Origin of the sequence: Streptomyces fuscigenes (assembly GCF_021556455.1) — a bacterium.
In the GTDB taxonomy this organism is placed as follows: Bacteria; Actinomycetota; Actinomycetes; order Streptomycetales; family Streptomycetaceae; genus Streptomyces; species Streptomyces fuscigenes.
Window position 1 is genome coordinate 1 of the sequence record NZ_JAKGCV010000233.1, and the last position, 8,769, is coordinate 8,769.

General features: G+C 75.0%; 8 protein-coding genes. 1 reads left to right on the forward strand and 7 read right to left on the reverse strand.

Annotation, left to right across the window (positions count from 1 at the left end; all coding sequences use genetic code 11):
* Positions 1–61: 61 nt before the first annotated feature.
* The 6 genes from L1885_RS18330 to L1885_RS18355 all read right to left on the reverse strand — a co-directional run bounded on the left by L1885_RS18330 (position 62) and on the right by L1885_RS18355 (position 5,159).
* Positions 62–688, reverse strand: a complete 627-nt coding sequence (locus tag L1885_RS18330) for a TetR/AcrR family transcriptional regulator (protein WP_235798214.1) — start codon at positions 686–688, stop codon at positions 62–64.
* A gap of 342 nt (positions 689–1,030) precedes the next feature.
* Positions 1,031–1,738, reverse strand: coding sequence for an HAD family hydrolase (locus L1885_RS18335; RefSeq protein WP_235798215.1), 708 nt, complete (start codon positions 1,736–1,738; stop codon positions 1,031–1,033).
* An 18-nt stretch (positions 1,739–1,756) separates the two neighbouring features.
* Positions 1,757–2,407, reverse strand: a complete 651-nt coding sequence (locus tag L1885_RS18340) for a phosphatase PAP2 family protein (protein WP_235798216.1) — start codon at positions 2,405–2,407, stop codon at positions 1,757–1,759.
* Positions 2,408–2,642: 235 nt separating this feature from the next.
* The gene (locus tag L1885_RS18345) at positions 2,643–3,206 is read right to left on the reverse strand and encodes a TIGR03086 family metal-binding protein (protein ID WP_235798217.1); all 564 of its coding nucleotides are present in this window, start codon (positions 3,204–3,206) and stop codon (positions 2,643–2,645) included.
* A gap of 113 nt (positions 3,207–3,319) precedes the next feature.
* Entirely contained in the window at positions 3,320–4,255 is a 936-nt protein-coding gene (locus L1885_RS18350; RefSeq protein ID WP_235798218.1) for a M56 family metallopeptidase, read from the reverse strand.
* Positions 4,256–4,538: 283 nt separating this feature from the next.
* Positions 4,539–5,159: a DUF5134 domain-containing protein gene (locus L1885_RS18355; RefSeq protein ID WP_372481972.1), complete on the reverse strand. Its 621-nt coding sequence runs from the start codon at positions 5,157–5,159 to the stop codon at positions 4,539–4,541.
* 346 nt (positions 5,160–5,505) lie between these two features.
* Here L1885_RS18355 and L1885_RS18360 point away from each other — a divergent pair, with 346 nt between their 5' ends.
* The gene (locus L1885_RS18360; protein WP_235798220.1) at positions 5,506–6,777 is read left to right on the forward strand and encodes a glycoside hydrolase family 99 protein; all 1,272 of its coding nucleotides are present in this window, start codon (positions 5,506–5,508) and stop codon (positions 6,775–6,777) included.
* 172 nt (positions 6,778–6,949) lie between these two features.
* Here L1885_RS18360 and L1885_RS18365 read toward each other — a convergent pair.
* Positions 6,950–8,769, reverse strand: a 1,820-nt coding sequence (locus L1885_RS18365; protein WP_235798221.1) for an ROK family transcriptional regulator, incomplete at its 5' end; no start/stop codon positions are given.

Genomic DNA, 8,769 nt, shown 5'->3' on the forward strand with positions numbered 1-8,769 from the left:
CTCATCGCGGGAGCGCGCGACGAGGGGCACCTGCCGGCGCGCCGCAGGCGCGGCTGACGCCTCAGCCCGGCACCGGCGCCCCGCCGGCCGGCTCGGCGGCGGGCGGGCGGCCCGACTGCCAGTCGAGGCCGTAGCGCTCGAACAGGTCGGCCCGCAGGCGTGCGAGCGGCATGGGCGCGCCGGGCATGAGGACCGCGAAGACCGCGCCCATCAACTGGGCCCGCAGCAGCGGGTAGTCGGCGTCCGGCTCGGGCGATCCGTACCGGACGACCGTCTCGCGCAGCAGCTGGGCGAGCCGCTGCTGCTCGGGGCACTGCACGAAGCCCTCCGCCTGCAGGATGCCCGCCATGTGGGTGCGCATCAGCGTCGGGCTGGAGACCGTGAGGCCGAGGATCGCGTCGATCGCCCTGGCCATCAGCTCCCGCCCGTCCTGCGTGCGCGGCTCGCGCTCGAGCCCCGCCTGGAGCGTACGGTGCATCAACCGGTGCACGGCGGACTGGAGAAGCTGCCGCTTGCCCGGGAAGTAGTACGAGACCAGGCCTCGCGCGGCACCGGCCCGATCGGCGATGCCGGCCAGCGTCGTGGCCTCGTAACCGGCCTCCGAGACGAGCTCCACGGTGGCGTCCAGAAGCCGCTCGCGCGAGCGCCGCCGCATTTCCTCGTTGACCTCTGGGCTTCGGGGAGACATGCTTACTCCTGCGTTGACTGGCTCTTAGCCAGTATACTCGGAGCGTCTTGCCGGGGCCCCTTGCGGGTCCGTTCGGCTGGGCTCGTCTGCCTTGGGCGACGCGGGGGATCGTCCAAGGCAGACGCACACGCATGCCCACTCCGCAAACGTGCCGGGGCGCGCCCCGGCGGCGCGGCGCCACGTTCCCGGTTCGCGGCGCCGCACCGCTCCTGCCGGGTCGTGTCCGGCACACGCCGTCCGGGCGGCGGCATGTGCCGGACGGCCCGCGGGATTCGGGCCGACCCGCAAGGTCTCTCCCTGCCCGGAGCGTCCGGGCGCACGCGCAGACCTCGCGGACGCTCCCTAGGACAGGGCGCCGAGACCGGCGAGCGCGAGCACGGGCCGCAGCCCGGAGGGTCGTTCCTGCACCGGCAGGTGGTCGACGAAGAACACCTCGCAGCCGAGCGCGGCGGCCCCGCCGTCCATCTCCCGGCTGTCGCCGACCATCAGCACGTCGTGCGGGTCCTGCCCCAGTTCGTCGCAGGCCGTCTGGAAGAGGCGGGCGTCCGGCTTCTGGATGCCGTGCTCGAAGGACAGCACGAAGGCGTCGACGAGGTGGTCCATCCCGTGCGCGCGGAACACCGGCCGCAGGTCCCAGCCGATGTTGCTGACCACGCCGACCGCGATCCCGGCGCGCCGCAATCCGCCGAGCACCTCGGCCGTGTCGGCGTACGGGCGCCACGCCGCGGGCGCCATGTGCCGCTCGTAGAGGGCGTCGTACAGCGGCTCCGGAAGGTCCACCCGCCGGGCCAGTCCGGTGAACGCGGCGCGGTGCAGCGCCGCGCTCTCGTCCCGCGCCGACCACACGTCCGCGAGGTCCGCGGGCACCCGCTCGGGCGGCTGCCCGCCGGGCAGCGCACCGGCCACGGCGAGGCGCATCGCGCACCGCCGCAGCTCCTCGGACGACATGTCGACGCCCGTCTGGGCGAGTGCCGCGCTCAGCCACGACGTGGCCGGCTCGATGCGGAACAGGGTCCCTGAGAAGTCGAAGAGGACTGCCTTGAACGTCATGGTGCGATCCTTGCCGCCTCACCGGCTCCGGGACAAGGCCAAACGCCCGTAACAGGCGACCGACAGTGCGACGAGGCAGCCACCGAGCAGCCAGCCGGCCACCACGTCGGACAGCCAGTGGACGCCCAGCCACAACCGGGTGAACCCCACGCCCGCCACCGAGACCGCGGCCACCGCGAGTGCGGCGCCCCAGCTCGCGCCGGTGGTGCCGCGGCGCCGCAGCACCCACAGGAGCAGCCCGCAGGCGAGCGCGGCCGTCATGGCGTGGCCGGACGGAAAGGCCGCGAAACGCGCCGAGTCGACCGGATGCGCCCAATGCGGCCTGGCCCTGTCCACGGCGGCCTTGAGCACCTGCTGCAGCGCCGCGCCGACGACGGTGGTCCCGGCGACCCACACCGCGAGGCGCCGCTCGTGACGGATCCACAGCACGATCGCGGCGGCCGCCGTCAGGGCGCGCATCGTCCAGGGATCCCAGACCACGTCGCTGAACACCCTGACGACAGCGGTCGGGCCGGGATCGGCGAGCGCCGCGGGGTGCAGGCCGACGGCCACCGCCCGGTCGAGCCGCAGCAGCGGCCCCCACCGGGCCGCCACCAGGGCGAGCAGCGCGACGAAGAGGGCCGCACCCACCGCGGCCGTCCGCGTGGCCCGCGTCAGGGGTACGCGCATGCGCACGATCCTCGCCGTGTGCGGGGCCCGCGTGCCGTACGCGGCACCGGCCGCGCGCCGCGCCCCAGCCGGGGTGTCCCGGCGCCCGTCCGCCCCGGCTCGTGCCCGCCCCGGTACGCCCGTCCGGCACGGGACCGCGCCGGACGCACGAAGGCTCCCGGCACCGGCCCGCCCCGCCCGAGAGCGTCCGGCTCCGCCGGTGCGGCGCGTCGGGGAAGGGGGCGTGCCGCGCCCGTCAGACGGCCCGTCCCAGCAGGGAGAGGAGCTGGACGGCCGGATCGCCGCTGGTGGTGGGCACCGGAGCCGCGGTGATGCCCGCGCCGGCCATCCGCTCGGCGTTGGCGCGCGCGTAGTCCAGGGCGTGGCCCACCGCGGCCGGGTCGAGCGACTCGGGCAGGCCGGCCCCGCGGGCCAGGTCCCACTCGTGGACCGTCAGGTCGACGAGCATCTGGTCGGCGTACGTGCTCAACGGGGCCTCGCCGAAGGAGAACCGGGCCGTCCCGGCGGGATCGGCGACCTCCCACGCCGCCAGGGAGCGCTCCGCCGCCTCGTCCCACGCGCGCACCGGGTCGGACCCGAGCACGTCGCCGTCGTAGCGGTCGCCCACCTGCTCCAGGGACTCCCCTGCGAGCAGGTGCGGGGCCCACAGGTGCTCGCCCACCAGGTGGTTGACGAGGTCCCGGACCGTCCACTCGGAGCACGGCGTCGGGTCGTTCCACCGGTGCCCGTCGACCGCGTGCACGCGAGCGCCGAAGCGGTCGACCGCGGCGGGAATCAACTGCAGTGCTGAACTGGCCATGCCGTTACGTTACGCCCGGTCCGCCGCCCGCCCCGAACGCCGGGCCGGGTCCGCGGCGCCGGGCGGCGGGACCCGTCCGGGCCCCCGGCGGACGCGGCGTCGGGCGGACCGGGTCAGCCCAGGGCGCGCAGGCCCGGGACGAGCGCCACGATCAGCGGTACGGCGGGCACGAGGGCCGCTGCGGCCGTCAGCCGCAGGCGGTGGGCGGGGGCGAGCCGGGGGACCGGCGAGAGCAGCCGGTTCACCCGCTGCGGCAGCTCCGCGTCCGGCGTCGGAGCCGGACCGAACACGCCCCGCTCCTCGTTCAGTTCGACCAGCGCGAGCGCGATCGTCCGGTGACCGAAGCGGCGTGACGCCGAGTCGTCCGCGGCCAGTTCCACCAGCCGGTGGATCTCGTCACGGAACGCCGCGAACACGGGGATCTGCGGGAATCCGTTCGCCAGCGCGCCGGCGCAGTGACGCAGCCAGTCGTGGTGCGCCCGCGCGTGGCCCTCCTCGTGCGCGAGGACGGCGTCGAGCTGGCGGTCCTTGAGGCGGCGCAGCGCGGCCGTCGTGATGACCAGCCGGGGCGCGGTGCCCGGCAGCCACCAGGCGTCGGGCCGGTCGCCCTCCAGGACCACCAGGGGCTCCTCGCCCGGGACCTCGCCGGGCAGGAGGGGGGAGCGGACCAGCAGCTCCTTGCGCCGGGCGCGGCGCCGGCGGCGCGAGCGGTGGATCTCCCGGGTCAGCATCCAGGCGGTCCACACCCCGCCGCAGGCCAGGACGATCGCGAGCGCCGCGGACCAGGGCCGGTGGCCGTCCAGCGCGTAGGCGCGGACCACACCCCGGGGAGCCGACGCGAAGACGTGGCCGCGGACGGACGCCCAGGTGGCCGCCGCGCTGAAGACCATCGACAGCGCGAAGCTCAGCAGCACCGCGGCGACGACGCACTGCCAGACCCACAGCGCCACCACCGGCTCGCGCTCGCGCCAGTCGGCCCGCGCCAGCAGCCGAGGTGCCACGACGGCGGCGAGCGCCCCGAGCAGCAACAGTGCCAGCGAGAGCATCATGTCCCCACCCTATGAGGGGCACGGTGCGCGGGCGAAGGGCGCGGACGGCAAGTGACGCAGGACACGCCGCCGGTCCGTGACGGGGTGTGCCGCGCAACTCCCGCCGTACGCAGGGCTGTCGGCCCGCACTCCGCTGCCCGGGTCCACCCGCCGGTGCCTGCGGCGGCGGCCCCTCGTTCACGCTCCAGGGTGAGCCGGGCGCGCGGGCACCCGAACGGTCACGTACGGCAGCAACCCGCCGCCGTCCCGCGTGCCCACCGCGCGGGGCGGGCGCTGCCCGGGCTCAGAGCGTGAGCAGCATCGCCAGCATCGCCGTCCCCATCGACAGCCGGCACGCGAGCGCCAGCTCGGGTCGTTCGCCCCAGCCCACCGCGGGCCCGCGCCCCGGACCCGGTCCGCCTGCCGTCCCCGCTCCTGCGGTGAGCGTTCCGGGCATGAGCCGGGCGCCCGCCCACAGGACGTACCCGGCGAAGTAGAGCAGCAGCAGGCCCGTCACGGGTGCCGAGCCCGGGGGCCCCGCCGCCGCGCCCATCCCCGCCATGCCGGTCATCGAGGCGTGCCCGGCGGGCGCCGCGGCCATAACCCACGCCATGTAGACCATGGCCAGCATGCCCAGCAGGTGGTGCAGATGGTGGCCCGGACGCCCGCGGCGCAGCGCGATCGCGCCGCCCGCCACGAGCGCGGCCGCGGCGAACAGCCCCACGTAGAGCGTCCAGACCCAGGCCGGGGGCGCCACGACGGCGGCCGGAAGCGCCATGGCCGCCATTCCGAACCCCATCAGCGCCTCACCGCGCGCGGTGGTGCGCCGCTGCGGGACCCGGCTGCGCGTGCGCAGGACGCAGTACGCGCCGGACGCCGAGCACACCGCGACGAGCAGCCAACTCACCAACAGCGGTGCGTGCACGAGCACCATCCTCCCCCGACGTGCCGGTCCGGCCTTCCAGGAAGGGCTGCCCCACCGGATCGGGCGCGCACGCAAGCGCACGGGGACATTGGGGGGCGTGAACAGCGGCGCACACGCCTCGGCGCCGCCCATTCCGCAACAATCGGAAATCGTCAAAGAATTGGACTGACGGGAAACGGAATTCACCTGCCGTCCATTTCGTGCGCGCGTCTTGTGCGGGGTGGCCGAGCCCGACTACGTTGCACGGGCGCCCCTTTGGGAGTCGGGCGGGCTGCCGCCGCCTGAAACCCCCCACTTCCACGGGTATTCGCATTCACTGGCAGAATTCGACCGGGAGGAAAACTCGGTGAGCAGCATCTCGCGACGGCACGTCCTCGCCACCGCGCTCGGCGCGGGCGCCGCCCTCGGCCTCGGTGCCACCGCCGAGGCCACGGCCTCGGCCACCGCCCCGCGCGCCGCGTCCAGCCCCGCGGCCTCCGGGCCCGGGGACGTCGTGGGCAAGATCTCCGTCGGCTATCAGGGATGGTTCGCGTGCGTCGGCGACGGCGCCCCCATCAACAGCTGGTGGCACTACAGCCAGAACGGCGGCCAGCCGCCGTCGCCGAGCAATACGACCATCAAGTCGTGGCCGGACGTCGGCGAATTCAGCCGGACGTACCGGACCGCCTACGCGAACCTGAACTCGGGCGCGCCCGCCGCGCTTTTCTCGTCGTGGGACCAGAACACCGTCGACACGCACTTCCTGTGGATGCAGCAGAACGGCATCGACACGGCCGCCCTCCAGCGCTTCAACCCCAACAGCCCCGAGGGCCCCACCCGTGACGGGATGGCCCAGAAGGTGCGCCAGGCCGCCGAGAGCCACGGCCGCAAGTTCTACATCATGTACGACGTCACCGGCTGGACCGCCATGCAGTCCGAGATCAAGGCGGACTGGACGAACAAGATGAAGGCGCACACCGCCTCCTCCGCCTACGCCCGGCAGAACGGGAAGCCCGTCGTCTGCGTCTGGGGCTTCGGCTTCAGCGACGACGCCCGGCCGTTCGGTGCCGGCCCCTGCCTGGACGTCGTCAACTGGTTCAGGTCCCAGGGCTGTTACGTGATCGGCGGCGTGCCCACGCACTGGCGCACCTCGTCGGACGACTCGCGGTCCGGCTTCTCGGACGTCTACCACGCCTTCGACATGATCTCGCCGTGGATGGTCGGGCGCATCGGCAACGCGGCGGACGCCGACAACTTCTACGCGAACGTGCAGACCCCGGACCTGGCCGACTGCCAGGCGCACGGCATCGACTACCAGCCGTGCGTCCTGCCCGGGGACCTCCAGGAACGCCAGCGCGCGCACGGCGACTTCATGTGGCGGCAGTTCTACAACATGTGCCGCCTCGGGGCGCAGGGCATCTACATCTCCATGTTCGACGAGTTCAACGAGGGCAACCAGATCGCCAAGACGGCGGCCAACGCCTCAGGCGTGCCGTCCGGTTCCGGCATCTACGCGCTCGACGAGGACGGGACGGCCTGCTCGTCCGACTACTACCTGCGCCTGACCGGCGACGGCGGCCGCATGCTGAAGAAGCAGATCGGGCTGACGGCCACCCGGCCGACCCGCCCGGTCGTCTGACACCCGCCGCCCGGGCGGGGCGCGACCGCGCCGGCGCCCCGCCCGGGCGGTCCGGACCGGCGCCGGGCCGAACTCCCGTCCCCGCCCGCCCGGCACGGGCGTGGCGCGCGACGGTCCCGCGCTGCGCGAGGCAGGACTCACGACGGGCCGGGGCCTGTCCGACCCCGCCGGTTCAGCCGTACGGAACCGGCCGCGCGGTGCGCCCCTCGCGCCCCCCGAGGCGGGGGGTGAACGTCGCGTGGAAGAGGGTCGAGGCCGCCCCCACCGCGGCCGCCTCCGCGCTCAGCACCGACGCTTCGACCTCGACCCGGCGCAACCTGCGGGCCGTCGGGAACTCGTTGACGACACGCCCGATCTCCTCCAGGTAGTAGGGCGCCACGTCCTCGGTGCAGAAGGGCCCGCCCAGCACGATCAGGTCGATGTCCAGCAGGTCGACCAGTCCCAGCGCGCCGCGGCCAACGGCCCGCGCGACCTCCCGCACGGCGGCCTGTGCCGCCGCGTCACCGGCGGCGGCCGCCCTGCCGACGGCCCGGTACGCGGCCGTCGAGCCCCCGGCGGGCGACGGCAGCACGCCCCCGCGCGCGGCCCGGTCCACGACCGACACCGGGGGATTGCACTCGGGCAGCAGTTCGGGCCTGCCCTCGGCGCCGACCCGCCCCAGCGCGATCGCGCACAGCTGGCCGAACTCACCGGCGTTCGCGCTGATCCCCCGGTACAGATCGCCGTTGAGGTAGAGGCCGGTGCCCACACCCGTGCCGAGGTAGAGGTAGGCGAAGTCGCGCGCCCTGCGGTCCCGGCCGATCCACCGCTCGCCCGCCGCGGCCGCCGTCGAGTCCTTCTCCATCAGCACAGGGCAGGGGAAGTGGTCCTTGAGCAGGTACAGCAGCGGCAGGTCGTCCCACGCGGTCATCAGCGGCGGCCCGAGCACGGTGCCGGACGCGATGTCCACCGGTCCCGGTACGGCCACGCCGATGCCGAGGAACCCCTCGGGCCGCACCCTGCCCCGGGCCTGCGCCAGCGCCTCGCGCCCGAGGGACGCCACGCGTTCGACGAACGCCTCCGGCGCGGTGTCCGCGCTCACCGGCCGCGTCCGGGTGCACACGATCGCGCCGTCCAGATCGATGACGACGGCGGTCAGCACCTCCGGGTCGATGTGGATGCCGAGCGCGTGCGCCGCCGTGCCGGACAGCCTCACCGGCGTGCGGGGCTTGCCCGAGGTGGCCCTGAGCTGCGCGTCCTCGATGAGGATGCCCCGGTCGAGGAGCGAGCGCGCGATGCGTGACACCGACTGCTGGGTGAGCCCGGTGCGATGGGCGATCTCGCCGCGGGTGATGGTGCCCGACAGCCGCACGGTCTCGATCACCACGCACTCGTTGAACGAGCCCAGGTCGATCTGGTTGACGCCGCTCCACGCCCGGCCCGGGGCCGGGCCCCCGGCACGGCCCGTACCGAGGTGGCCGGCCACGCTCTCGCGCAGCCAGCGCACCGCGCCCGCCGGACCGGACGCGGACGGCGTCCCGGGAGCGTCGGGCCGCGCCGAGGCATGGGCCCGCGCGAAGCGTTCCAGCTCGCGGGCCAGGTCGAGGTAGACGCGGCGGGACGACTCGGGATGACTGGTCGAATCGAGCGCGATCATGGCGCGCAGGAAGCTGCGGTGCCCCGCGCGCAGGGGCATCAGGTGCGGGCTCACCCGTCCGGTGCCCTCGGCCCGCCCACCGGACGCGGCCGGGGCGGCCCTGGTGCCCGGGGCCGCCGGCCTCGTGCCCGCCGTACCGGGCGCTCCGGCGGATCGCCCCGGGACGCCGGTGGGGCCGGTCGCGTCACCGGCACCGGGGTTCAGGACGCCCCAGAGGACGATCGCGTGCAGGGCGAGGTCCGGGTGGCGCCGGCAGGCCTCGGCGAGGAAGGAGTCGAGGCCCGCGGCGGAGGCGCCGCCGCCCATGCCCGCTCCGGCGGGGGCCGCCGCGGCGCCGCCCGCTCCGGCCGCCGGCG

What these genes read in the sequence shown, in the direction of transcription:
- L1885_RS18330 (WP_235798214.1), bottom strand. Translation starts at nt 688, where the DNA reads ATGTCTCCCCGAAGCCCAGAGGTCAACGAGGAAATGCGGCGGCGCTCG.
- L1885_RS18335 (WP_235798215.1), bottom strand. Translation starts at nt 1,738, where the DNA reads ATGACGTTCAAGGCAGTCCTCTTCGACTTCTCAGGGACCCTGTTCCGC.
- L1885_RS18340 (WP_235798216.1), bottom strand. Translation starts at nt 2,407, where the DNA reads ATGCGCGTACCCCTGACGCGGGCCACGCGGACGGCCGCGGTGGGTGCG.
- L1885_RS18345 (WP_235798217.1), bottom strand. Translation starts at nt 3,206, where the DNA reads ATGGCCAGTTCAGCACTGCAGTTGATTCCCGCCGCGGTCGACCGCTTC.
- L1885_RS18350 (WP_235798218.1), bottom strand. Translation starts at nt 4,255, where the DNA reads ATGATGCTCTCGCTGGCACTGTTGCTGCTCGGGGCGCTCGCCGCCGTC.